Here is a 25,599-nt window from a genome sequence, read left to right as displayed (position 1 = left end):
ATATAAGGGACCGCACTGGACAGTTGGCCGAGTGGTCGAAGGCGCACGCCTGGAAAGTGTGTAGGCGGGGAACCGTCTCGAGGGTTCGAATCCCTCACTGTCCGCCATTTCTTCTTGGAAATGCTCAAAAAATCAATGCCTTAAGATTTTACACTGGCGCCCAACCCCACGCTAAGCCCCACAGATTCCTGAGCTTTTGTGATCCTATAAGAGCACTTGTGAGACAAAAAACTATTGATTGGCTTCTGAACTTTTTCTGCTTCTGAAGCCCCACTAGGTCCGCGCAGACAGTTCCCTAGGCATTTAACTCTAAGGGAGCTGGCGTATTCCGCGAATTTGGGCGCTATCAGTTGAGAGGTCTTAGGGCTTCATTCTCCGCTCAACTTCAAGATCAAGCAGTGTAGACCATCGACTCCGAGGCATATTGGTTTGGCTTAGATAGCATCTCTTCCTAAGGCGTTTAGATGTCAGCCACGTTCTTAGCTGCCTCTGAGGTTTCCAAATGTTGCGCTGCGAAGTCTCTGGCTTGGCGCCCGCATCGATATTTGCGCATTGGTCCCAGTTGGTTTCAGCAAGCCATGTTTTTGTCTTACCAAAACTCGCGGGCTTTGGATTTCAGGCCTGGGTTTGCAGGTGGTCGTTCCCCAAAGCTGAAGCAGACAAAATGACTGAGAAGAGATGAAAACTCCACAAGTATATTGCAAGCCATTGATACTACACAATAATATTATTTCTTAACCAAACTTTAACTGTTTTTTTCTTATATTTAGTAGTGCGAGCTTCCTTTCTGCGCCTCCCGTGCGCGGCAGGGTTTGCTCTGCATATCGTGGATAGAAATAATGAGGAAAATTCAGGCGGGTGGGCGTCCACCTAAGACAAACAAACGAAGCAAGCAAATTTCGGTCAAATTGACCGAGGCCGAATACGAACGGCTTTGCAGCCAAGCCGCTAATGCTTGCCTCTCGACATTCGTTCGGCACCAATTACTGGGATCAGCGGCCCCCAAGAACATCCCTGAAGTAAATCGGTCGATCTGGCTTCAGCACGTTGAGACAACGGCAAACCTTAATCGGATGTTGAAAGGCAATGAGCCTGTATCTGACGAGGCATTACGATCTGTACTTAAGACCTTGATGCAAGAGCTGACCTCAATCCGCAGTCTGTTGATCGGAGGTCATCATGGCCATCGGTAAGATCAACAAAGGCAGCAAGGCCTCTGGCCTGATGGATTACCTGCTTGGCCCGTTCGATAATCTTGGCAACCCTCGTCCCCGCGCAGAGATTGTCGGTGGCACGCTCGGCTTTGATCCTGAAATGATCAAGGAACAGTTTGCCTCCCTGAGCAAGCTGAGGCCGAACCTAAAAAAGAGCGTGCTGCATGGGTCGATCGCCCTCGCACCTAAGGACGCAGCCATCAGTGATGACACCTTCGCGGAAATTGGTGACCTCTGGGCAGAGGGCATGGGGTTCGAGGCCTATACGATTGTCTGCCATGGCGATCACATTCACATCGCAGCCAGCCGGATCAATCTGGACGGGCGCGTGGTTTGCGACAGCCACGATTTCCGCCGCAGTGAGACCCTGATCCGCCGGATAGAAACGCAGTTCGGATTGATGGCAACCGAACCGTCTCTTTTGCTCCTGCCGAACAATGCCGCACATCACGTGGCGGCTCCGACGCAGGCAGAGCTGGAGATGGCACAGAGGGACGTTCTTTCCGCAAAAGGCCACCTCCAACGCCAATTAGCGACGTTCACCAGCCAGCCTATCATTGCCACAGATTTCGTGGCGACGCTTGAGGGATGCGGGGTCGATGTCCGCCCGCATTTTGATGACACGGGCGATACCCTCTTAGGCTTTTCATTCAGCCACGCGGGCCGCGTTTTTTCAGCCTCAAGTTTGGGGCGCAGTTTTTCCATCAGACATTTAGAGCAAAAAGGATTTTCATATGTCAAAGAAAGAGACTTTCAGGCGCTTAGCGCAGCAAGGGACAGAAGCATCGCAAGCGCCGCTGTTGACCACCCTGACCGAGAACACACAAGCGAGCCAAGACCTGCAGAAAGCACTTGGGGCACTTCAGGCCCATATCCGAGCAGACATACAGCCGCTGATTGTAGCCATCGAAGCATTGGCCGAAGAGAACAAGCAGACCAGAACGACCCTCACAACGCGAGATCAGGAGTTGCAGCAGCTAAGGGCAGAATTGAAAATCATCCAAGAACGCCAGAAAGAAGCAGAGCGCCGAGCGATTGCGCGCCAACGTCAACTCGAAGAATTGTTGACACCCAAAATCCAGATTGGACTAATCGGGTCCTTGAAGTGCCTCTTAAACACAGTGATGTCGGCGATCACAAGCCAACCGACAAAATCGCAGATAACGCCAGCAAAACGACCGAAACCAACCTCGACGCAAAAAACCTCAGTGAAGCGCAGCCATTGACGCGCGAGAATGGGTCAAAAACACAGAACAGACAGCCGACGAGTTTCGACAGCACGGAAAGTGCAGAAAACGAGTTCCTCCTCCTGCGTTCACGGGAACCTTGGCAGCCAACGACTGATTTCCCAGATGTGCATCAGACACCTACGGCGAAGAAGGATAAAGTGAAGTACATTCGGAAGCGTCCTGATCTATCAGAACTCAGAGCGATATTGAACAATCAAAGAGGCTTAAGCAAAAAGCGTTAGGCACCTGAGAGCTTAAGTTATGTAAGGGCGTACCAATGAGCCGGATTATCTGATTAGCCTCATCTAAATATTAGGAAAATTTCCAAGTACGCAGTAGGTGATAAATTGGCCTTCAGCCTGTAATCGTCGTTCTGGTGTCTGAAACTCATGTTTTGGGTGGTCCTGATTTGGTAGCAGGGCAAAACCCTTTAGGCTCATATCGCCCCAGGGTGAGTGTTCAACGGCGGGTAAGATTATAGTTTCGAGTTACTGTTTTGTGACGCCGGTTGCCTTCAGCGTTTTTGCTGATGAAATATTGACGTTCGAAATTCAAAACCGGAGAGAATAACTTGTTATCTGCAGATATTATCGCACGCTGGCCTGGGAAAAGCTCCAAAGATGGAGGTCCGGAACATCCCGCTATTTACCATATGCTTGATGTCGCAGCGGTTGCAGAGTGCCTATTGAGTGATGTGGATTTGGCGCCCGAAGAGCGGCATGCCTTGGCATTTCTTACGGCAGTGCATGACCTCGGAAAAATTTCCGATAGTTTTCGGGATTGGTTGAGATATGGGCATAAGCAAGGCTATAAGCATTGGGAGCTTACAGAAGTACATCTGGAAGCGAATAGGGGTGCGTTGGATGCGTACTTGAAACCCTATCGCCCCAAGCGTTTGATGCCACTATTTGGTGCCACTGCAGGTCATCATGGGCGTCCGTCAAAAATAGATTTAAGTGAGTTGAAATTCGTCGGAGCGCAGTTAGGGGCGCAAGCAAAAGACGATGCTCGTTTGGTAATCAAGGCGTTTTCAGAGCTTTGGCCAGATGCGTCTCTTCTTCATCTGGAAGGTCGCGATCTAAAACGTCTCTCATGGTGGTTGTCTGGTCTGATTACTACGGCGGACTGGATCGGGTCGAACACCCAGTGGTTTGACCCCATGTCTGCGGGACCGTCCGTTCCCGAGTATATGGAAATCGCACGTCAAAAGGCTCTGCGCGCGGTGAAGGAGGCAGGCTTAACAGTACCTGCGCTTTCGGGTGTCTCGGTCTTTGATTGGCCAGAGCTGCGACCGATGCAGGCGGCTTGTCAGTCTGTTGTCCTTCAGGAGGGGCCCGTTCTCGCATTGATCGAGGATGAAACAGGCGCGGGTAAGACTGAAGCTGCACTAATGCTCGCTCAGCGTATGCTTGAAATGCAGAAGGGAGCGGGACTCTTTTTTGCGCTGCCGACTATGGCGACTGCGGATGCGATGTTCACCAGAGTGTCTAAGGAAATTGGCCGTATTTTCGGGTCAGCCCCCACGATAACCTTGGCACATGGCCGTGCTTCGTTGTCGGCTGATTATAGAGATATTGTCCTCGGTGCTCCGAATGCGCCCGAGGATATCGGATGTACCGAGTGGCTTAGTGACAGCCGGCGTAGGGCGCTCCTTGCGACTGTCGGGGTTGGCACGATTGATCAGGCTCTGCTGTCTGTCCTGCCGGTCAAGTTCCAAACGTTGCGGCACTATGGTTTGTCATCGAAAATCTTGATCGTGGATGAGGTTCACGAGATGGGCGAGGCCTATGTTGCCGAGACCCTCGTTCGGTTGTTGCATGCCCATCGGGCGGCTGGCGGCTCGGCTATTCTATTGACAGCGACCTTGCCATTGCATTTGCGTCGGAAGTTGCTGGCCACATATGATGGCATAGACGATGGCAATCCGGCCTATCCTGCGTTGACGATCGCTGGGGGCGCGGAGTGTTGTGATTTCCCTCAGGATACCAGCGCCAAGGGGCCTGTTCGGGTCGAACGTCTGGCTAGCTCAGATGCGGCTCTCGATCTAATCGCTCAGTCTGCACAGAGCGGCGCGGCCTGCGTTTGGGTGCGCAATGCTGTTGACGATGCCATTGCGGCAGTAGAGGCACTGCGTGCGCGGGGGGTAGACGCAGAGCTACTTCATGCGCGTTACGCCCTTGGTGATCGCAAACGGATCGAGGCTGATATTCGCAAGCGTTACGGCAAAACCGGCGAGGGCCGCGCAGGCGGGGTTCTGGTTGGCACTCAGGTGCTGGAATCCTCTTTGGATCTGGATTTCGATGTGATGGTGTCGGACCTCGCGCCAATGGCGGGCCTTGTTCAAAGGGTGGGGCGGTTGTGGCGACACATGGATTTGCGTCCTGCTAAGGGACGTCCTGTGCCTGAACCGGTTCTTTATGTGGTGTCCCCTGATCCGAATGAAGTCCGCTCGGACCGTTGGCTACATGATGTGCTGGACCGTGGGGCTTGGGTCTATTCCGCCGATGTCATGTGGCGAACCGCGTTGCACTTGTTCGAAGTCGGTCAGATTGTTGCGCCGTCGGGCATCCGTGGTCTGATCGAAGCAAGCGAGAATGAAGAAATCGCGGTGCCTAAGGTGCTGGAGCAGTTCGAGTTGGAACGTTTGGGCAAAAGCGCCAGCCATGCTTCCTTGGCTTCGCAAAACGGCGTTGACCTGAAGGAAGGTTATCGTGCCGGGGGGCAGGCGAACGACGATGCCAGTTACCCGACCCGATTGGGGCCAGAGCAAGTGACGCTGGTCTTGTGCAAGGCGCGGGGCAATCGATTGGTGCCGCTGTTCGATGGGCCAGATGGTTGGGCATTGTCAGAGGTGAGTGTTGCTCGCTCGCGTATCGATAAAGTTGGGCTCACGAACAGTCCTGAAAGTCTAGCTGCTGCGGGGCTCAGTGATTGGCCTGAGTGGAAATTGAATAGCCATATTTTGTGTCCATCCTCTGACGGCGAAATCGCAGAAGGGCTTCGGTATGAGGCTGCGGTGGGGTTAATATTCTGTTAAGCAGCAGTGGTTTAGGTTGGGTAGGGTTTTCCGTACTGATGCGCAAAGCCCTTGCGAACACCCTTAGATTGGGGTGTTCTCGCGAGTATAATTTCAATTTGAGATTGTTTCGACGTGACTTTGAACCTCATTACCGATGCGTGGATTCCTGTCGTCGATACCACTGGTGCGCGCCGCGTTATTGCGCCGTGGCAAATGGCTGACACAAATATTCTGCGCCCGGATTGGCCGCGGGCTGATCTGAATATCGCTTGTCTAGAACTGTTGATCGGCTTGGTCTTTCTGGCGGACCCGCCAGAAGACATCGATGACTGGGGGGATCGGCAAGTCCCTGATCCCGAGCGGCTGCGTGAGCGACTAGAAGTTTTTGCGCCTGCATTCAACTTGGTCGGGGACGGCCCATTGTTCCTTCAGGATTTCGAAGATCTGGGGAGCGATGCGAAATCGCCTGATATGTTGTTCATTGATAGCTCTGGCGGAAATACGGCAAAGAACAATGCCGATTTGATGGTGCACAGGGATCGATATCAGGGATTGGACCTGCCGCTTGCGGCAATGGCTCTGTTCACGTTCCAAGCACATGCACCTGCCGGAGGCGCGGGGAACCGTACTTCGATGCGTGGTGGCGGTCCGATGGTGACCCTCGTCGATCCCAAAGAGGGATTGTGGTCTCTGGTTTGGGCGAATGTGCCATACGGCGAGGCAGGTGAACTGAATGATCTGCCGTGGATGAAGCCCACCCGTGTTTCTGATCACCCGAGCAAAACGGTAGAGCCGCCCCAAGGTGGCAAATTCGATGTAGAGGCCTTCTTCGGGATGCCGCGTCGGCTGCGACTGATTTGTGAAGAGAATCTCGTCACCGGAGTTGTCCAGAAGAAAAATGGCAACAACTACGGCATCTGGATGCACCCTCTGAGCCCATATTATCGTGTCAAAGCAGGGGAACAGGCCTTGCCGGTCCATCCCCGTGCCGGATCGTTTGGCTATCGGCAGTTTTTGGGAATTTTGGCGAAATCGAAAGACTCGGAACTCGCGATGCGGGCGGCATGTGTCGCTGGTTGGGAGGAGCGTGGGTACAGTTTGGAGAAGAAGGCCGATGTGATCGTTGCCGGTTGGTCCATGGACAACATGAAGCCTCGGGATTTCATTCACTCGGTGCACCCTTTCCTGAAATTGTCGGAAGAAGGAGCGCTTATCCTCTCTGGCATGGTTGAGGCTGCCGATAAGGTCGCGGTTTCTCTTCGAAGTTCGCTTGCGACCTTGCTGTCTGAAGGCGAAGCCAGAGAGGCCGAGCGAGAAGTGTTCTTCCGCGAAACTGAGCCTGCATTTCTGGATTTGGTCCAACAATTGATCGCCGATGAAAATGCTGCGGTGGGACCTCAATGGATTAAAATTCTACGAACCCAGGCTTTAGGCCAGTTCGACCGCCACGCTTTGCCCGGAATGGACCAGCGGAGCGCTCAGGACATCCAAGCTATTGTCGGGGCACGAAAGTCACTTGGGCTGACGCTCTCGGGCTACGGGAAAATGGGGGCAGATGCATTCACCGCTTTGGGGTTGCCCCTGCCAGCGAAGTCCAAAAAACAAGGAAAAGCCGCATGAGTGATCATGGACTGAAAATTCGTGCCTGGTGGAAACGGTCTCTGGATCGGGAAACCGCCAGAGGGCGCGCACTGGCTGCAAAGTTACGCCGTGGTGATGCGGTTTCGGTTCTCTGCGAACCCGAAGTGCATGAATTGGCGAAAGATCTGGATATCCACGATGCTGAAAGGCTGGTGCGCCTCGTTCAGGTTTTGGCTGAGGTGCGTGGTGACGATGGTGCAACCTTGGCAAAGGCTCTGGGTGGCAATGACCCCGCGCTGTCTCACCTGCGGTTTCAGAAGTTAATGCGAGCCTCCAACGACGAGATCGCCACAGGTCTACGCAGGGCGCTGCCCTTGGTTGGCTATCGCTGCAACGTCGCTGCTCTTGGACAGGATTTGCTGTTCTGGGGCGAGAAAACCCGCACCAGTTGGTGCTTTGATTATTTCGGTGCCGAGGCACCCCGCTCGATTTCCGAGGAGACGACAGAATGACCACCTTTGTACAACTTCACCTGCTGACTAAATACGGCCCCTCGAACCCCAACCGTGACGATCAGGGGCGCCCCAAGCAGGCGAATGTGGGCGGCGCACCGCGTCTGCGTCTTTCGTCTCAATCGATCAAACGCGCCATTCGCGAGAGCGCATTTTTTGCCTTGGATCTGAAGGATCATAAGGGCACACGCACCAAACGTCTGTTCGAAAACCTTCGCGACAAACTTGTCGAAAACGGTGCAGAGATGGAAGCGGCGGTCGCAGCGGGGGAGGAAGTAGCGAAGATCTTCGGCAAAATCGAGACGCCTGACAAGAAGATCCCAGAAGAAAAGCGGGGAACGACTCTGGCATTTATTTCCCCCGAAGAGTGGGCATTGGCGGAGGATCTTGCATTGAAGGTCTTGAACGGAGAGGACCTACCTAAAGACAAAGACCTAAAGAAACTGGTTCTTCGGAAAGCCGACGGGGCCATTGATATCGCAATGTTCGGACGCATGCTGGCCGACGATGCCGATTTCAATCGTGATGCGGCAGTTCAGGTGGCGCATGCCATTACCACGCATCAGGCCGTTACAGAAGATGACTGGTATTCCGCGGTGGATGACCTGAACAAAGCCGAAGATAGCGGCGCGGGTCACTTGGGCGAAAGTGGTTTTGGGTCAGGCATTTATTATCAGTATATTTGCGTTAACGTTGATCTTCTGATCGAGAACCTTAAGGGAGATCGAGAGCTGGCCGCAAAAGGTATCGAAGCCTTGGTTCGCGCTGCTGCGACCGCAACACCGACTGGTAAACAGAACAGCTTCGCACATCGCCCGCGGGCATATTACATCCGCGCAGAGAAGGGCAGCCAGCAACCCCGTGATCTGACCGGCGCATTCTTTGCTCCGGTAAAGGCGCAGCCGTGGGAAGAGACCTCGGTCAAGGCGTTGGAAGATGCGGTTGAGAAGATCGATCGCGCTTACGGTGCTGCGTATGCAGCTCAGGAAACAATGAATGTCCCTGCTGGCGAAGGGACGCTTGACGAGATTGCCGCGTTTGCTGGTGCGGCAGCGGTAAAATGACGGACTATCTGGTCTTTACTCTGTCGGCCACTATCGGTGCGATGGGAGATCTAGCCGGGCACGAGCGGCGTGGAACGCAGCTCTGGCCCGGACGATCAGCTGTGACAGGGCTTCTTGGGGCCGCACTTGGAATGCGCCGCGATGGCGACTTTTCCAGCCTGGACAGCTTGGGTATGGCTGTCGCTGCTTTCTCCTCTGATGCCGGAAACCAAGAAGCCGATTTTCGTGACTATCACACCGTAGAAACGGTCCCCTCTGCAAAGGCTAAGAAGCCGAACTCACGCCCGGAGGCACTGCGCACTGCTGGGCGAGAGACGAACACAACGATCACTCTCCGAGACTATCGGACTGGCCCGCTGTTCGGTGTGGCAGTCTGGGGAGACGACCTGGAAAAGCTTGAGAAGGCTCTCCTTGCTCCAGTGTTCACGCTGTATTTTGGGCGAAAGTCTTGTCCTCTGTCTGCTCCGGTGTGCCCACGCATCGTCGTCGCGCAAACACCGGAAGAGGCGTTGGCTATGGTCCAGATCCCGTATTGGCGTGGCAAATGTACGGCTCGTAGATTGATTACCGATGCCGAGGGCGGAGACACCCATGTCGAAACCAGACATGACCGTCCGCTGGATCGAAACTTATGGCATTTTGCGCCTCGGAACGTGGCATTCCGCACGGTCGAAATCCGCGCAGGAGGTGAGTGATGTATCTAACCAAAGCCTCCCTATCGCGCGCTCCCTCGGTCAAGGCGCTGGATAAACTTCTAATGCCGTCAGAGGCGGGAAATCGCACAGATACACATCACCGCCTGCTTTGGACATTATTCGCGGATAGTGCCGATAGGACGCGGGATTTCCTTTGGCGCGAAGAGGGCAAAGGCACCTTCCTGATTTTGTCTGAACGCCCTCCGGTGCCGACCGAACTATTTGCCAATGTGGACAGCAAGCCCTTTGCTCCGGATCTGGGGCAGGGGGATAGGCTGCGTTTTGCATTGCGGGCGAATGCAACACGCTCCAAGGACAAGAAGCGTGTCGATGTGGTGATGGACGCTCTTTATGCCTTGCCCTCTGAGGAACGTGCGGAACAGCGAATGGATGTCGCCACAGCCGAAGGGTCCGCGTGGATGGAACGACAGGGTGCAGCCCACGGGTTCAGGGTGCTAGATTGTGTGGCTAGCGACTATACCGTGCATGCCTTGCCAGCCTACCGCGGGCCCAGAGACAAGCAGCCACAGTTTGGCATTTTGGATCTCGAAGGTGAACTTCAGATCACCGAACCTGCCGCTTTTGTTGCAGCGGTGGGTAAGGGGTTCGGCAGAGCCAAGGCCTTTGGCTGCGGCTTGATGTTGCTTCGACGCGCATCATGAGCAACCTGCCGGGTATGGCACCTCCGCGCCCGATCCCGCTGAAGGATCGGGCGCAGCTCGTCTTTGTCGAGCGTGCCCAACTGGATGTTTCAGACGGTGCATTCGTTGCAGTAAACGCGGACGGGACTAGGACCCAAATCCCGATTGGTGGTTTGGCTGGTCTGATGTTGGAACCCGGTGCCCGAATTTCCCACGCCGCCATCGCATTGGCCGCACGCGTGGGAACGCTGGTCACATGGGTCGGGGAGGGCGGCGTCAGGCTTTATTCGGCAGGGCAACCGGGAGGGGCACGATCTGACAAATTGCTCTGGCAAGCCTCGATCGCGCTAGATGACGCTGCGCGCCTGCGTGTTGTACGTAAAATGTACGCAATGCGCTTTAACGAGGACGCGCCCTCACGACGCTCTATCAACCAGCTACGCGGCATCGAAGGCGTGCGCGTGCGTGAAACCTATGGGCTACTTGCGCAGCAATACGGTGTGAATTGGAAGCGTAGAAATTACGATGTCAGCGACTGGGACGCGGGAGATATTCCTAACCGGTGCCTATCGGCTGCCACAGCATGTCTGCATGGCTTGGCCGAGGCTGCTGTGCTGGCTGCGGGTTATGCACCAGCCATTGGATTCCTGCACACGGGAAAACCGCTGTCTTTCGTCTACGATGTTGCTGATCTCTACAAACTGACCACTGTTGTACCCGAAGCTTTTCGCATCGCCGGTCAAGCTGCAAGGGGCAAGCTGGACATGTCGCCGGACCGTGCAGTTCGTTTGGCTTGTCGCGACATGTTTCGCAAAACCGGATTACTTTCAGACATCATCCCCAGGATCGAGGAAGTCTTGTCAGCCGGAGAGATGCCGAAACCGGATGTGGCTCCCGAAGCGTTGGGTCCCGCATTCGATGATCCGGCGCAGAGTGGGGACGATGGGCACAGATGATGGTCGTGGTGATTTCCAATGCGCCACCACGGCTCAGGGGGCGGTTGGCGGCGTGGCTGCTTGAGGTCAGAGCAGGTGTCTACGTCGGTGACTATAGTGCTAGAACACGGCAAATGATCTGGGAACAAGTCGAGCTCGGCATCGAGGATGGCGACGGAGTGATGATCTGGAAGGCCCCCACAGATCAGGGCTACGACTTTCTGACAATTGGTCGAAACCGCCGCATGCCAGTCGATTTTGACGGCCTACAACTGGTCAGCTTTCTTCCGAAATAGGAGGCGTTGCCGAGCGCGCCACCGTTGAAATTCGGGATGGAGCAAAGCACTTGATTTTCCGGTACGTTCTTTGACAATTGAAAAACTATTGTGTTTCAGCCATCTACAGGAAGCCTGTTCCCCGCATGCGCGGGGATGAACCGGGGTGCGAGTACAACCGCAGGCAAGAGCGGAACTGTTCCCCGCATGCGCGGGGATGAACCGATTAGGCGCATCGCTCGCGATAGCCTGGCGCTCTGTTCCCCGCATGCGCGGGGATGAACCGCGGCATCGAGAGTTCGATTGTCTTCGCCGTCACTGTTCCCCGCATGCGCGGGGATGAACCGAATGACCACGTTGTTGATAGGATTTCTGCGGCCTGTTCCCCGCATGCGCGGGGATGAACCGAGATGGAGATGTTCTTTGTTCATCTCGAGGTACTGTTCCCCGCATGCGCGGGGATGAACCGCGCACCGTTAATGCATGGGTAAACGCGAACGCCTGTTCCCCGCATGCGCGGGGATGAACCGAGACCGTCGCCGTGCTGCTTGAGCGGATTGAGCTGTTCCCCGCATGCGCGGGGATGAACCGGTCAGTTATATTTAGCTGGCGGAAGCGATCTCCTGTTCCCCGCATGCGCGGGGATGAACCGTTGACCCGCCGGGACGGTCAAATCTTGGCGTTCTGTTCCCCGCATGCGCGGGGATGAACCGTGGCAGCAATCCGTTCATGGGAGGAGGGCGCACTGTTCCCCGCATGCGCGGGGATGAACCGGCAATCACAACTGAACAGTGGGGCTTCCTCGCCTGTTCCCCGCATGCGCGGGGATGAACCGCAATCCAGCGGATTGGGGCCAGGTGGTGGCCGCTGTTCCCCGCATGCGCGGGGATGAACCGATGCAGGTTGCGGCAGACCCTGACCGCGATGCCTGTTCCCCGCATGCGCGGGGATGAACCGAGTGGAAGCGGGCGCGGGTGGCAGAATGATCCCTGTTCCCCGCATGCGCGGGGATGAACCGCTCTGGCAGCGCCGGGCGGACGGCGAGGACCTGTTCCCCGCATGCGCGGGGATGAACCGAAAACCGCCACGGAACTGGAGGCCATGCGCAGCTGTTCCCCGCATGCGCGGGGATGAACCGCGTGAGCGCATATTGCTGCTGCAAGAGCAGGTCTGTTCCCCGCATGCGCGGGGATGAACCGAGGATGCGTTTACCGAGCCCGGCAAGCGCGGACTGTTCCCCGCATGCGCGGGGATGAACCGCCCCTTGCGTATCAAGAATGGCTCGATGGAAACTGTTCCCCGCATGCGCGGGGATGAACCGGCCAGCGGGCGAGGAAAGACAATGGTGGACAACTGTTCCCCGCATGCGCGGGGATGAACCGTCCGTAAAGAACTGGCTGAACATCTCAAAGACCTGTTCCCCGCTTGCGCGGGGATGAACCGCGATGATGAAGCTGATCCCCCTGATCGTGCAACTGTTCCCCGCATGCGCGGGGATGAACCGTCCGCCGTTTCCACCCACCTATCCAGGTGTTCCTGTTCCCCGCATGCGCGGGGATGAACCGTGATAGGTGTGGATTCATCACCTTGGACTTCACTGTTCTCCGCATGCGCGGGGCTGCTTCGATAACACGTCTCACTGATTGGAATGTAAGGCAGGCCAGCGCAATGTTGACGCCCTACACCGCCACCGCTTTTACGGCCAACTCCCGGCCTTGAGTTGGCCGACTCGTGTGTCCCAGCGTTTCCTTGAGTAGATCGTTCTGCATGTTGACGTGCGCGAACGTGCGCTTTAGGCGCCTATTCTCTTCGGCCATCTCCTTCAGCTCTGAAATTAGGCTTGCATCCATACCGCCATAATTCGTTCGCCATTTGTACAGTGTAGCGCTGCTAATCCCATGCTCGCGGCAGGAAGACCGCCCTCAATGGCGCAGGAAGTCCATGTTCCGGGTCTCTGTGAAACGTGTCTTATTCATCGGAATCTCTTCGTTCATCCTGCCAAGAAAATTCTAATTCTGTATCCCCCAAAATCTGGGAGAAATTACCCAAAGATCCCTGACAAATCGCGTTGGGGAAGGTTTCCACATGGGTCAGTTCTCTGTGACATCCAACATCTCGAGAGCTAGAAGTCGGGCCTCTAAGCTATTGCCCGTTTTACGCTTGCGTAGCTTCAGGTCAAAAACTCCATCTTCTTTCCGAAGGATAACTGACTGCGGTTGATAGGAATTGCTCTTCCACATCCGCGGATGTCCCAGAGCGATCGCTGATGTCTTGGCAGATCAGGGGCGGGCAGTTGTGTTTGCGAAATGCGCGCTGCGAAGGTTTCTCGGTAAGGGAAGCCAAGACAGGTCACAAGAGATGGTTTACCTCTGTTAAGAGTTCGAATGAATGTGACTTTTCATACAGAGAGCTACCCGCTATGTGTTCTCGGCAATTGCCCGAGCCACATTTCAATTTCGTCTGCATACCAGCCCACACATCGTGTGCTGAGCTTAACGGAAGACGGGAACTCGCCAGCCACCTGCTTCCTGTAAATTGTTGCGCGACTGAGTTGTGTCATCTCACAGACAGCGCGGATTTTTATAATTTTCGTAGTCTCCATTTTGGACTGATCCTTCTATGAGGACAGTTTTACATGAAAATGTTTGCGCTCAGATTAACGAATGCAAAATTAGGAATGCATTGACTGCAGATAGCCATCGCGCGTTGGCGCGATGCTAAGTAACTTTGAGAACATCCCATTTTGAGAACACATGGTCGCCCCACGCGTTCATCATGTCCTTCCGTTGTTCAAGATGGCGGGTGCGATAATATGGCCTGACAGCGCCCCCTTTGACCGTATGAGCAAGGGCTGCCTCGGCAACCTCAAAGGGATACCCGTTTTCCGCAGCCCAGTCGCGGAACGTCGAACGGAAACCATGGGTCGTGGCTGTGCGTCCCGGAACGTCTCCAACAATGTTGTTGTCACGCAGAACTTTCGTGAGGGTCATGTCGCTGAGCGGACCGCGTGCGCTTGCACGAAAGACTTCTTTATAGTCGCCATCATAGGAACCACGCTGATAGTTCAGAATTCTAAGCGCTTGCTCGCTTAGCGGGACTTCATGGGAGGCACCTGTTTTGGTGTTCTCAGCAGGAATGTGCCACATCCGCTCGGCGAAATCGATTTGATCCCAAGTCAATTTGCGGACCTCTCCAGAACGGGTGGCCGTCAAGATCACAAACGTGAGCGCACTACGGCCTGCAGAGACCTTTTGCGGATCGGGATAGATCAGCCGAATGACATCGGGCAGGTCAAGATAAGGAACCGCACAGTGATGTGCATTGGACGCCTTCTTTTGCTGTGGCAGCAGTTTCTTAACAGATTGAAGCGGATTGGTTTGGATGAGCTGTTCCGCAATACAGTGCTCCATAACCGCATGGCAGCGCTGCCTCACGCGATCCGCAGTTTCCGGGGTCTTCAGCCAAATTGGCTTCAGGACTTCGGCAAAGTCAGATGTGGTCAGGCCCTCAACTGGCAGGTTTCCGACACGTGGATATGCATGCTGCCGCAGAGTATTGATCCATTGCGCACTGTGCTTCTGATTTTTGAAGCCATCCTTCTTTTGCGCGTAGGCTTTCTCGGCGGCTTCCTTGAATGTCATCTTTGCAGAGGCGCGATGGATTGCTCGCTTTTCTTCATCGCGCACCATGATCGGATCGCGGCCCTCATCAATCACCTGCCAGTGCTGGATAGCAATCGTTCGGATTTTTCCAAGAGAGATATCTGGGTAATTTCCAAGCCCCATATCCCTTCGTTTTCCTGTCACAGGAGAGGTGAACCTGAGTTCGTACTTTCCGCGTCCATCGAGCTTACCAGGGATCAAGCGAAGCCCTTTGACGCCCCCAACTGGAACAGCTTTTCCGCCTGCCTTTAGAGCACGTGCTTGTGTGTCGGTTAGCTGCTTTACCATCTCTCAGCCCCACTTCTGGCCCCACATTTGAGTGGGGCTACCTGCAACGCTGTGAGACTTCCGGAAATCGAACTATCCGTCAAGTATCTAAATATAATTATAAAAGCAGTATATTAGAACGCGCATGAGCCCCACAGAGATACTATAATGGCGGTCTCACTGTCCGCCATTACCCACAAACGTACTCACACTCAATCGTTCCGAAATTTTTAGGACCCCGAGCTCCTAGTTATCTTGAGATTATTTGGCTCCACAAAGAGCACTTGTAAGGCGAAAGCCCACAGAAAGGCTGCCGACTTTTCTCCGCTTCAGCGACCAGCGTGGCCGCCTGTTGAACGCTCAGCCCCAATCAAATCAAATCAAATCCACCAACTCTTTCTGGTTCTTCGCGTGACGCGCAATCAGACGTTGCACCGAGCGACCTTTGGACAGGATATGTCGGGCGGCCACGCGCTCTGTCGTTGCTTCGATGTCGGGGAACAGCGCAAGTAGTTCGGCGCGGGTGTCCTCGGACACGGATTTCAGCGCTTCGGGGCCGGTGAACAAACTCTCGGTGGCTGCGCCGTTGGAAAAGATGATTTCGTGACGGTCAAAGAGAATGTGGAAGTATTTCACACTCTGCACATCCATCGCGACTTCGATCCCGGGAACGCCGAGCAATTTGACCGCAGCAACCAGAACCTCACTGACTCCGATCATCCGAGCGGCAATCGCCGAGCGCAGCAGAACGCGGTGCTGCCTCGACACCAGCAGATCCCGAGACGGGGTGCCACGTCCAAGCGCGCCGGCAGCGATGCGGATCGGTCGTAATTTCGAAGAGGCTTGCAGGTCAGCCGGGGACAGCGCCTTGCATCCGATCCAGCGCACCGGCTGGTAACCATTGTCCATCGTCAGGACCAGATCGCCTTCTCTCAGATCCTCGACCAGTGTGGGGCCGTCGATGGTGATGATCTCGGTCCCGTCGCAAAAACAAATGATCTCGATCCCGCTAAAGGTCAGAACCTCGCCGGTGGTGAAGTTCACTGTCCCCATTTTAGCGCCACTGTCGTTCGGATCATCGACCGCGGTGATGGTATAGGTAGAGGGGTCCAGCGCGCTCAGGTCGATCTGGTCCATGTCGGTGGTGCCATCCGGCCCCGTGCCGCCAATGATGACATCGCCGTTCGCGTCCGCCGCCGAACCGATGATAAACAGATCGTTGCCCGCACCGCCCGTTTGACTGTCCGCTCCGGCCCCGCCGATCAGAACATCATCACCGTCACCGCCAGCCAGAGTGTCACTGTCCGCCCCGCCGTCCAGCGTATCGTTCCCGGCGCCACCGGACAGGGTGTCTTGCCCGCCCACACCGATCAGTTCGTTGTCCAAAGAGTTACCGGTAATCTGGTTCGCACCAGAGTTCCCGCGCACGTTCTCGAAATTCAGGGTTTCGGTGCTGAAGCCGATGTTCGTCGCCGTGCCGTCATCGTTCAGGGTGATGCCGATATCGAAGGCGTCGACGACAGCCGCATCCAGCGCGATCGTGTCGTTGCCGTCACCGCCATCCAGAATCTCAATCCCGTCAGCAGGGGTGTAGTAACCAACCTCGGCAACGTCGTCGCCGCCCTCGAGGTGAACAATGTCCGTGCCGCTGTCGGTGCCCCCCGCAAGCCACGTATCATTGCCGTCGCCTCCGTAGACCGTGTCCTTGCCAAGGCCGCCGGTAATGGTGTCGTCATCCGTGCCGCCATAAATCAGGTCATTTCCTGCACCGCCATTGATGCTGTCATTGCCTTCGTCACCGTAGAGCGTGTCATTCCCGTCCGCCCCTAGCAGCGTGTCGTTGCCGGTGCCGCCAGACACATGGTCATTCCCGCTGCCTGCATTAATGCTGTCATTGCCCGCATAGCCGTAGATCGAGTCATTGCCCGACTGGTAGCCGATCCCCAGAAAGCCGGCCTTGTAATCGGTAATCTGATCGCCGCCCGCATCGGTGTAGCCGACTGGCATAATGTCATCACCGCTGGTGCCGTCCACGCCAGCAGTGTCCGGCACCATATCGTAAGAGGCCGAGCTATCGAGGGTAATCGTCGTCGCAATTCCGGACAGGGCAGGGAAACCGTCCGGCGCATAAACATAGATTTTGCCCGTCGCGGTCGTGAAGACAGCCGCATCGGTAGATCCCAGAAGCGCGCCAAGTAAACTGCCGATCAGACTATAGGAGTTAAAGCTCGCGACACCCTCATAATCGACCGATTGAGTGGACCCGTTGATCGTCAGGCTACTGGTTTCGCCCGAAGTCAAGACGCCATTGTCGTCGGTAATGGCAATCGTGCCCGATACAGAGGTAAAGGACGGCATAACTGTAAGCGAAAGCAGTTGCGCCAAGGTCCCGTTATAGGCGTAAAGATAACCAGTTACATCCAGAGTTGATGCCATAAACACATTCCACTTGTACCGACTCCGCCCGGCAAACGCCGAAACGGTTTTTAAGATATTAAGGCCACAAATTCAGACCTGTGATTTTCTCCAGCCAAAGCCGCTCGGCGCGATATTATTGGAAACAATCTCAAATGGATTGATGGCGCGCCTGAAATTTTAATTAGGAAGGAACTTCAGAAATCTCAAATTATATATAAAATTCAATTAGCCGCATTTAGCCGCTCTCTCGCCTTTGGAGGGCGCTAGACAACGAGAAGGGTTCTCGAATTATTTATTTCATCAATCCGATGATCGCCTTCAAAACGGACTTATCAAATAGGAAGAATTCTTTCTCATTGGAGAGAGATGCAAGTCGTAGAGAAGATTGAATTCTTTACTGTTAAAGAGGAAAATCGACACCTAACTTCCTGCCGATAAGTGACACAGAAGTTCAGTCCCCACTTTTCTAACCTCTGCTCTCAGCAGTTATTCCACACTCATCCTTCTCAAACACCTCTATATGACACCAGCCGATATTGCAGCTATCTCGCAGCGCGACCGACTTTCATTTCTTAAAATCAATACCTCTACATGAGACCAAAACTTCATTTGAAGCATCAGTGATTATCGCACACAGAAGCGTGTTTTAAACGCGAACCCCTCAGAAATTTCTGTTTCCAGCTTTCACGGCATTCCCGCCAACTGAAACTATTCAGTCAGAAGGCATCATTTATCTACAACCGCGCCCCGTCAAAATCATTGACCGCTACTTGTGTGTTATTGAGTGGAAGCGGCAAATTACATCCGAGAACGCTCGTCCAAATTTTGATAACCCCTAAATTGTAATTACACAATCTCAGTAGTGTAATTACACAAAACTTACCAAAATAAGCCAATATTATGACATAATTCGAAATCGATTTTAGAGAAATTCCAGAACAATCTCCTTTTCGTCTTTGGGATTGTCTGCGATCTTAGCGCAAGCAGATTTCTAGTTGCGCAGAGAAGGTAAGTGAAAGTGATTCGTTTCAAGGCTTGTGCGCTCGACCTTGGACGCGTTCCCCCGAGGCACCTGTAAGTGCAATATTCCTTCAAAAGCGGGATCGCCGCTGCGATTGATGCGCTTCGCGGTCTTTCTTACGTGAGGAGCCGGTTCTTGTTTCAAGGTCGAGAGATAGCAGGCTGTGCCTACCAACTCTGGACCACCCGAAGCTGGAGCTTCGGGCCTTTGCTCACGATGACGGGCTGGTTACGTCACCGAGAAAGTGCAATACGCTCGGCCACTAGGCCGCTCGGCGCATCTTTTCCAACGTTAGACCCGCGCACATCACGGTCCGCAAATCCGTATTGCGGAACTCGGGGAGCAGGGCAGTCAGTTTACTCTGATCCAAGCTATGCGGCGTTTCCCACAGGTAGCGCATTTCCATAAGTTCCCGAGCCATTTCCCAGACCGGCGCGGCCAGACGCAGCTGCCACCAGCCGAACTCCTTGACCTGCAAGGGCCGACCTAGCGCGTCAGACAGAACCCTCGCCAGCTCGTTAATCGTGAAATTCGCCCCGCCAAGGCAGACATCGGTCCAGAAGGGCAACTCCGCTCGTTTCTCGGCCAAACGCACCGCGCAGTCGGCCCAGTCTGGCAGATAGCCAAAGGCATGCATCGTATCTGCGGGGCCAAGGGCGGTGACCACGCCCCGGTTCAGGCTGCGCAGGTGCATAACGCCCATCAGATCCGAGTCTCCCGCCGTGCCGGAAATAAAGTCGCCAGACCGCAGCAGGATCGTTTGCACGCCGGATTGCGCATAGGTTTGCTCCATCTCTTCGCGGATATGGCCTTTGCGGCTTACCGGACGGTGGGGCGTGGTTTCGGACCAGACGCCTGCCGTCTCGCTAAAGACGTAGACATTTCCGGGCACAATCACGGTCGCTCCCGAAGACCGCGCGGCATCAATAACTTGCGCGGTGATCTGCGGGATCAATTCGCCCCAATTGTGGTAGTTCGGCGGGTTCAGGCCGTTCACAATAACCTGCGCGCCTGCGGCTTGACGGATCATGTCGCCTGCTTGGCGATCATAGGGGCGGACGGTCCACCCAGCCGCGTTGAAGGCCGAACTCGCATGGCGTCCGATCTTGCCGGATGCCCCTAGGATTAACACTGTTCCGGTCATGGCGCTCTCCTTTCATGGTCGGATGAGGGGATTATCCCTCGAACGCCGATGAATAGAAATTGCCAGAAGTTGGGGATGTGCTATCCACATATGAATGGATATTTCGCCCGCTGATCTGGATTGGACACTGCTCAAAGTCTTCGCCCGTGTGGCGCAGACCGGATCATTGTCAGCCGCGGCGCGGGCGCTGAGGTCGTCCCAGCCGACGGTCAGCAGACAAATTCACGCGCTAGAGCAAGCCATAGGGGTCGAGCTGTTCTACCGGCAACCGCGCGGGCTTGCCTTGACCGAGGCAGGGCGGACCCTGCTGCCCCACGCCCAAAGCATGGAGGCTGCTGCCGCGCAAATGCGACTTGCCGCGGCAGGGGCTGATGCGGGGCTGTCGGGAACGGTGCGGATCACCGCGTCGATCATCATTTCGCACTACGTCTTGCCCCGTGTGTTGGCAGACCTGAGGCGGGATATTCCGCAGCTTCACATCGATCTTGTGCCCTCGGACACCACGGAGAACCTGCTGTTCCGCGAGGCGGATATCGCCCTGCGCATGTACCGCCCGACGCAGCTGGATATGGTGACGCGGCCTCTGGGGGACATCCGGATCGGGGCCTTTGCCAGTCGCGCCTACCTGGAACGTCGCGGGCGGCCGCAAACCATTGCGGACATGATGGGGCATGATCTGATCGGGTATGATCGCAGCGATCTGCTGCTGCATGGGATGCGGGCACTGGGGATCGAGGCGACGCGGGACAGCTTTGTCCTGCGGACGGACAACCAGTCGGTCTATTGGGAGATGGTCAAGGCGGGCTGCGGGATCGGTTTCGGGCAAGTCACCTTGGGCCGCGCTGAACCGGATCTGGAGCATTTGGTGCCCGAGATACCCACGCCCTCTCTGCCGGTGTGGCTGACAGCGCCCGAGGTGCTGCGCCACACGCCGCGCGTCGACCGTGTCTGGCGCGTGTTGGAACAAGCGATGATCCGGCACATCAAGGGCGGCAACGACCAGCTGACGGTTCTGTAGCTTTATTCCATTGAGACGCCGGTTCCGGCCCTGTCAGAGAGGGCAACATCAGGGTGATCATCGTGCTATTCGTTCTCGGCCTTGGCCGCATAGTCGCGCCGGGCCTGTTCGATCTGTTCGAAATGCGCTTCGGCCCAGTGCCAGACCCCGCAAAACGCTTTGCTTAGTCCTAGCCCCAAGTCCGTCAGCCGGTATTCCACCTTTGGCGGAACCACGGGATAGACCGTGCGGGTCACCAACCCGTCTCGCTCCATCGCGCGCAGGGTCTGGGTCAGCATTTTCTGGCTGATCCCTTCGCAGGCGCGGAACAGCTCTCCGAAACGGCAACACTCGCGCTCGGTCAGGATTTCGATTAGAAGCATCGTCCATTTGTCGGCGACACGGGAAATAATCTCGGTCACCAAGCGATCAACCTCGGGCGAAGTGTCGGGCAGGGTCTTCAGATCATCGCGCAAAGATCCGGCTGTCATGGTCCACACTCTCTTTTCGGTAAGTATAAATCTTTTCGGTGCCTTCTTTCTTCAGGATAGCGGCGACGACATGTTCCTTCCAGTTAAGAAAGGACACAACATGGCATTCACCAATCGCACAATTCTGATCACTGGCGGCAATTCGGGCATCGGCCGCGCCTTGGCCGAGGCTATGCTGGCCGGCGGTAATCGGGTCATTATCACGGGCCGGAACCCGTCGTCCCTGCAGGAAACGCTGGAGAGCAATCCCGGAATGGCCGGCTATGCGCTGGACGTGACGGACCAAACGGCGGTGGCTGCGTTTTGCGTCACGGTCATCGCGGATCACCCTGACCTGGACACTGTGATCCTGAACGCAGGGATCATGGAGGCAGAGGATTACTCTGCAAATCCCGTCCTGCTGGATGTGGCCGACCGCACGATCGCCACGAACCTGACCGCACCGATCCAGTTTGCAGCCCATCTGTTGCCCCATCTGCAAACCCGCCCGAATGCGGCGCTGATCACGGTGTCTTCGGGGCTGGCCTTTGTGCCGAAGTCCGCGAACCCCGTCTATTCGGCGACCAAAGCGGCGATCCATTCGTGGACCCAATCCCTGCGCCACCAGTTGCGGACCACCTCGGTCTCGGTGCACGAGATTGCCCCGCCATTGGTGGCGACCGACCTCACCCCTGGCCAGTCCAGCAATGCCGCCGCAATGCCTCTGTCGGAGTTTACCGCCGAAATCATGTGCCTGCTGAACCTGCCGGAAATGCCTGACGAAATCCTCGTCTCCCGCGTGAACTTCCAAAGGCGGGCCGAGGCAGAGGGCCGCTTTGACGCCGCTTTCACCGCCATCAACGGCTGAGCCCCGACCCACATTCACCAACCACGCCCCCGCAACCCCCTTGGCAGAGCGGCCCGACGCCCCCTAGGATGCCCCGAATGACAGACCGCAGGAGCCCGTCATGCTAACCTTTGCCTTGGCGGTGTTCTTTCTGATCATCACCCCCGGTCCCGGAGTGCTCTCGACGGCGGGGGTCGGTGCGGGTTTTGGGGGCAGGGCGGGGCTGCGCTATGTCTCGGGGCTGTTTCTGGGGACGAACCTCGTGGGGCTGGCGGTGATCAGCGGTCTTGCGGCGCTGGTCTTGGCGGATGACCGCATCAGGGCGCTGCTGTTTCTGCTGTCCTTTGCGTATCTGCTGTATCTGGCCGTCCGCATCGCCTTTGCCCAATCCAGACTGGCGTTTATCGAGCGCAGCGATCCCCCCGGCCTGACCGGCGGCGTACTGCTACAGATCATGAACCCCAAGGCCTATGCGGTGAATACGGCGCTATATACGGGTTTCGGGTTTCTGCCGGACAGTTACTGGACCGAGGTTCTGCTGAAATTCCTGATCATGAACACGATCTGGGTGCCGATCCATTTGCTGTGGCTGTGGGCGGGGATCAAGGTCAACCAACTGGATCTGTCCCCGCGCACCCACTCTATCATCAACAAGGCGATGGCGGCCTCGATGATGACGGTAGTAGTGCTGGCGGCGCTGGAACTGACTTAAGCTGCGTTAATTCCCTTGTCACATCCGGCGAAGTCATTCTAACCTAAATCAGGTGAGCCGCGGAAACGCGCGATGCCAGTGCAGCTTGTTCCCATGCAATCAGACAGATGCAGTGAAAATGGCAGGCGCGTTCTCGGCTTTTATTTCCATCGACGGCAAGACGGCCCTTGGGGCGGACGGGTTCACGGGCCATGAAATGGTCTCGGCCATTCCCGAATATCGGGTGGAGCTGTCCGAACTGACCGGCAAGGTCGAAGATTTTCTGGGCAAAACCGCAGAGATCACTTTGCCGCCCGCGCTTCAGACGGCAGCGGTCAAGGCGCGGTCCTACTGCGGGATCGTCACCGATGTCGAGTTGATCACCGACACCTCGAACGCCATGTCCGAACGTCAGCGGGGCCGCCTATTGGTCCGGCCGTTTCTGGCGCTTTTGGGGTACAGCAGCGCCTCGGTCATCTACCAGAACCAAAGCAGCGTCGACATTCTGAAAGCTGTGCTGGAGCGCAACGGCCTGAGCCGCGCCAAGCTGTCCATCACCGCAACACCGCCCAAACGCGAGACCTGCATCCAGTACAACGAAAACGACCTGAGCTTTGTCGAGCGCCTCTTGGCCGAGGATGGCTTGGTCTATTTCTTTCACGACGGGCAGGACGGCACCACAATGCTTGTGCACGACACGGCCAAACCCTTTCCGGCGAACAAATCCGGCGAAGCCGAGCTAACCGATCCCGCCAACGCCGATGCCAAGCTGTTCCAAGGACACGGCATGGGGCTGGGGCGCCAGATCGTGTCGGGCAAGGTCAGCCTGACCAGCTATGACGTGGAAAAGGCCGCGCAGGCTATAGGAGGGCCAACAACGTCAACCGATACCAAGATGACCGGCACGCCGTCGGTGGTGGAATACCGCGCGGCGCGGGGGGCGACGGTCAAGGCCGACGCGACCACCTTTGCCCGCCAGACCCAAGGCGGCGAGAGCCGTTTGGCGGGGCGCACCGACCATCCCGCGCTGTTCCCCGGACAGGCGCTGAAACTGGCCAAGGTCTCGGACGCAGAAATGAAGGGCAGCTATGTAATCAACGCCTTGGAGTTCGAGGCCACCGGCAACGGCATTCGGACCCGTTTCCGTGCCGCACCCAAGGATGCGCCCTACCTGCCGCCCCATTTGCCCAAACCCGTTCTGGCCGGCGTGCACAACGCCCTTGTCGTTGGCGGCAATGACGGAGAGCCCGCCTGCGATGCCGAAGGGCGGGTGAAGGTCAAGTTTTTCTGGGATCAGAGCAAGGAAACCAAGGACACCACCGGCTGGCTGCGGGTCGCGGAAACCTATGCGGGAAAGGGTTATGGCGGGCAGTTCACGCCCCGCGTCGGCCAAGAGGTTCTGGTGTCTTTCCTGCACGGGGACCCGGATTGCCCCGTGATCACCGGCCAGATCTACAACGCCAAGAACAAGCCGCCCTTTGCCAAGGCCAACACCACCCAGACCGGCTATTCGACCAAACTCAAGGGCAAGGCCAACGAGCTGATCTTTGACGACGCGCAGGACAAGGAACTGCTGACCCTGAACGCGGCCAAGGACTATGCCCTGACCGTGCAGGACACCGCGACCACCACGGTGACCAAGGACGAAAAGATCACCATCAAGGGCGAGGCCAGCCGCAAGATCGAGAAATCGTGGGACGTGGACATCACCAAGGACCTGACCCTTGATGCCCAGAACATCACCCTGACCGGCAAGAGCAAACTGACGCTCAAGGTCGGCAGTAGCTCGATCGAGATGACGTCCTCGGGGATCACGATCAAGGCCACGAACCTGACGCTGGAGGCGACGCAGCTGACCGGCAAAGGCTCGGCCAAGTTCGCGCTGTCGGGCGGGCAGGGCAGTGTGCAGGCCACTGGCCCCTTGACGCTCAAGGGGGCGCAGTTGACCGCCGAAGGTTCGGTGATGGCGAAACTTAAAGGCTCTGCCATGGCCTCGGTCGAGGGGGGCGGCATGACGGAAATCAAGGGCGCCTTGGTTAAGGTGAACTGAGGTGCCATGATGAAAAAGATCCCCTATGACACCTGCGGCCCGATCATCAGCCGCTTTGCCCTGAGCGAAGAGGGCGCGGCGCTGATCACCCCCGAAACGCCGACCGCCGAAGCGGTGACCGCGCTGACGACGCCCGACACCCTGTTCGACCTGATCCAGCTGATCGCCCACGGGCTGCCCCCGCGCGAAGGCATCTGTTGGGCGCTGACCCTGCTGGCCGAAGCGCCCATGACCTCGCCCGATGCGGTGAGTGCGCGGAACACCGTCCGCATGTGGGTCGAGGAACCCGCCGAGCGCGCCCGCCGCCGCTGCGCTGATCTGTCCGAGGCATTGGGCACCGACAATCCCTTTGGCTGGCTGTGTCACGCGGTGTTCTGGAACGGCTCTGGCAGCATCGTGGCGCCGGACCTGCCGGTGGTGCTGCCGCAACCCTACCTTCATGCCAAGGCGCTGCTGGGGGCGGTCGGTCTGCTGGCCCCACTAGAGGAACCGGACCGCACGGACTTTGCCACCCGCGTGGCACAAGCCGGCGTGGCCGTCGCCGATGGCGCGTGGCCCTGCCTCGAGGAGGCGCGCTGATGCTGGCCGCCCGCGTCGGAGACATGACCGTTTGCCCGATGGTGACGGGGATTGTGCCCCATGTGGGGGGACCGATCTCGATGTTCAGCACGCCCATGGTTCTGGTCGGCAACGTCCCCGTGGCGGGGGTGGGCAGCCTGTGCACCTGCGTTGGCCCGCCCGCGACTATCGTGAAAGGCAGTGCAACAGTTCTGGCAGCCGGAAAACCCGTGGCGCGGATGGGCGACACCACGGCCCATGGCGGCACGGTCGTTCTGGGATGCCCCACGGTCTTGATCGGCGGATGAA

General features: G+C 56.6%; 20 protein-coding genes, 1 tRNA gene, 1 pseudogene and 1 CRISPR repeat array. Of the genes and pseudogenes, 16 read left to right on the top strand and 6 right to left on the bottom strand.

What is annotated here, in order from left to right; translation table 11 throughout:
- The first annotated feature begins 17 nt into the window (after nucleotides 1-17).
- The 10 genes from HJ536_RS06750 to cas2e all read left to right on the top strand — a co-directional run bounded on the left by HJ536_RS06750 (nucleotide 18) and on the right by cas2e (nucleotide 11,186).
- Nucleotides 18-107 (top strand) — tRNA-Ser (locus tag HJ536_RS06750).
- Between the two features lie 1,072 nt (nucleotides 108-1,179).
- A complete protein-coding gene (locus tag HJ536_RS06745) occupies nucleotides 1,180-2,685 on the top strand; it encodes a relaxase/mobilization nuclease domain-containing protein (RefSeq protein WP_177157133.1) in 1,506 nt (501 codons plus the stop codon).
- Nucleotides 2,686-3,014: 329 nt separating this feature from the next.
- Nucleotides 3,015-5,480 carry a CRISPR-associated helicase Cas3' gene (gene cas3 / locus HJ536_RS06740; protein ID WP_228028654.1) on the top strand — a complete coding sequence of 822 codons (2,466 nt, stop codon included), beginning with the start codon at nucleotides 3,015-3,017 and terminating at the stop codon, nucleotides 5,478-5,480.
- A gap of 120 nt (nucleotides 5,481-5,600) precedes the next feature.
- Entirely contained in the window at nucleotides 5,601-7,082 is a 1,482-nt protein-coding gene (casA, locus tag HJ536_RS06735) for a type I-E CRISPR-associated protein Cse1/CasA (RefSeq protein WP_177157132.1), read from the top strand.
- A complete protein-coding gene (gene casB / locus HJ536_RS06730) occupies nucleotides 7,079-7,555 on the top strand; it encodes a type I-E CRISPR-associated protein Cse2/CasB (protein ID WP_177157131.1) in 477 nt (158 codons plus the stop codon). Before casA ends, casB begins: the two co-directional genes overlap by 4 nt.
- Nucleotides 7,552-8,619, top strand: a complete 1,068-nt coding sequence (gene cas7e, locus HJ536_RS06725) for a type I-E CRISPR-associated protein Cas7/Cse4/CasC (RefSeq protein ID WP_177157130.1) — start codon at nucleotides 7,552-7,554, stop codon at nucleotides 8,617-8,619. The genes casB and cas7e overlap by 4 nt, the downstream gene beginning before the upstream one ends.
- Entirely contained in the window at nucleotides 8,616-9,314 is a 699-nt protein-coding gene (cas5e, locus tag HJ536_RS06720) for a type I-E CRISPR-associated protein Cas5/CasD (protein WP_177157129.1), read from the top strand. Before cas7e ends, cas5e begins: the two co-directional genes overlap by 4 nt.
- Nucleotides 9,314-9,976: a type I-E CRISPR-associated protein Cas6/Cse3/CasE gene (cas6e, locus tag HJ536_RS06715; protein WP_177157128.1), complete on the top strand. Its 663-nt coding sequence runs from the start codon at nucleotides 9,314-9,316 to the stop codon at nucleotides 9,974-9,976. The genes cas5e and cas6e overlap by 1 nt, the downstream gene beginning before the upstream one ends.
- Nucleotides 9,973-10,911 carry a type I-E CRISPR-associated endonuclease Cas1e gene (gene cas1e, locus HJ536_RS06710; protein WP_177157127.1) on the top strand — a complete coding sequence of 313 codons (939 nt, stop codon included), beginning with the start codon at nucleotides 9,973-9,975 and terminating at the stop codon, nucleotides 10,909-10,911. Before cas6e ends, cas1e begins: the two co-directional genes overlap by 4 nt.
- Nucleotides 10,908-11,186, top strand: coding sequence for a type I-E CRISPR-associated endoribonuclease Cas2e (cas2e, locus tag HJ536_RS06705; protein ID WP_177157126.1), 279 nt, complete (start codon nucleotides 10,908-10,910; stop codon nucleotides 11,184-11,186). The genes cas1e and cas2e overlap by 4 nt, the downstream gene beginning before the upstream one ends.
- A gap of 114 nt (nucleotides 11,187-11,300) precedes the next feature.
- Nucleotides 11,301-12,791: a CRISPR direct-repeat array (repeat unit 29 nt; unit sequence CTGTTCCCCGCATGCGCGGGGATGAACCG).
- Nucleotides 12,792-12,948: 157 nt separating this feature from the next.
- Here the strand turns inward: cas2e and HJ536_RS21255 are convergent.
- The 5 genes and pseudogenes from HJ536_RS21255 to HJ536_RS06680 all read right to left on the bottom strand — a co-directional run.
- A pseudogene (locus HJ536_RS21255) lies at nucleotides 12,949-13,075 on the bottom strand (transposase); the annotation flags it as partial.
- Between the two features lie 500 nt (nucleotides 13,076-13,575).
- A complete protein-coding gene (locus HJ536_RS21250) occupies nucleotides 13,576-13,767 on the bottom strand; it encodes a helix-turn-helix transcriptional regulator (protein WP_177157125.1) in 192 nt (63 codons plus the stop codon).
- A 115-nt stretch (nucleotides 13,768-13,882) separates the two neighbouring features.
- Nucleotides 13,883-15,115 (bottom strand): tyrosine-type recombinase/integrase, encoded by a 1,233-nt coding sequence (locus HJ536_RS06690; RefSeq protein ID WP_177157124.1) that lies wholly within the window; start codon nucleotides 15,113-15,115, stop codon nucleotides 13,883-13,885.
- A 354-nt stretch (nucleotides 15,116-15,469) separates the two neighbouring features.
- Nucleotides 15,470-17,530, bottom strand: coding sequence for a Hint domain-containing protein (locus HJ536_RS06685; protein ID WP_177157123.1), 2,061 nt, complete (start codon nucleotides 17,528-17,530; stop codon nucleotides 15,470-15,472).
- Nucleotides 17,531-18,795: 1,265 nt separating this feature from the next.
- Nucleotides 18,796-19,677 carry a Rossmann-fold NAD(P)-binding domain-containing protein gene (locus HJ536_RS06680; protein WP_177157122.1) on the bottom strand — a complete coding sequence of 294 codons (882 nt, stop codon included), beginning with the start codon at nucleotides 19,675-19,677 and terminating at the stop codon, nucleotides 18,796-18,798.
- A 94-nt stretch (nucleotides 19,678-19,771) separates the two neighbouring features.
- Between HJ536_RS06680 and HJ536_RS06675 the strand changes: the two genes are divergently transcribed.
- Nucleotides 19,772-20,695 (top strand): LysR family transcriptional regulator, encoded by a 924-nt coding sequence (locus HJ536_RS06675; RefSeq protein ID WP_177157121.1) that lies wholly within the window; start codon nucleotides 19,772-19,774, stop codon nucleotides 20,693-20,695.
- Nucleotides 20,696-20,760: 65 nt separating this feature from the next.
- Here HJ536_RS06675 and HJ536_RS06670 read toward each other — a convergent pair whose 3' ends face one another.
- The gene (locus HJ536_RS06670) at nucleotides 20,761-21,165 is read right to left on the bottom strand and encodes a winged helix-turn-helix transcriptional regulator (RefSeq protein WP_177157120.1); all 405 of its coding nucleotides are present in this window, start codon (nucleotides 21,163-21,165) and stop codon (nucleotides 20,761-20,763) included.
- A gap of 100 nt (nucleotides 21,166-21,265) precedes the next feature.
- Here HJ536_RS06670 and HJ536_RS06665 point away from each other — a divergent pair, with 100 nt between their 5' ends.
- The 5 genes from HJ536_RS06665 to HJ536_RS06645 all read left to right on the top strand — a co-directional run bounded on the left by HJ536_RS06665 (nucleotide 21,266) and on the right by HJ536_RS06645 (nucleotide 25,598).
- Nucleotides 21,266-22,012, top strand: coding sequence for an SDR family oxidoreductase (locus tag HJ536_RS06665; RefSeq protein WP_177157119.1), 747 nt, complete (start codon nucleotides 21,266-21,268; stop codon nucleotides 22,010-22,012).
- Nucleotides 22,013-22,112: 100 nt separating this feature from the next.
- The gene (locus HJ536_RS06660) at nucleotides 22,113-22,703 is read left to right on the top strand and encodes a LysE family translocator (RefSeq protein WP_177157118.1); all 591 of its coding nucleotides are present in this window, start codon (nucleotides 22,113-22,115) and stop codon (nucleotides 22,701-22,703) included.
- Nucleotides 22,704-22,821: 118 nt separating this feature from the next.
- Entirely contained in the window at nucleotides 22,822-24,732 is a 1,911-nt protein-coding gene (locus HJ536_RS06655; RefSeq protein WP_177157117.1) for a type VI secretion system Vgr family protein, read from the top strand.
- 6 nt (nucleotides 24,733-24,738) lie between these two features.
- Nucleotides 24,739-25,311, top strand: coding sequence for a DUF6931 family protein (locus HJ536_RS06650; RefSeq protein ID WP_177157116.1), 573 nt, complete (start codon nucleotides 24,739-24,741; stop codon nucleotides 25,309-25,311).
- Nucleotides 25,311-25,598 (top strand): PAAR domain-containing protein, encoded by a 288-nt coding sequence (locus HJ536_RS06645; protein ID WP_228028653.1) that lies wholly within the window; start codon nucleotides 25,311-25,313, stop codon nucleotides 25,596-25,598. The genes HJ536_RS06650 and HJ536_RS06645 overlap by 1 nt, the downstream gene beginning before the upstream one ends.
- Nucleotide 25,599: the final 1 nt, after the last annotated feature.

This window comes from Donghicola mangrovi (assembly GCF_013377535.1).
Lineage (GTDB): Bacteria > Pseudomonadota > Alphaproteobacteria > Rhodobacterales > Rhodobacteraceae > Donghicola > Donghicola mangrovi.
Note: the sequence above shows the minus strand (reverse complement) of the source record. Positions and strands in the feature narration are given on the sequence as shown.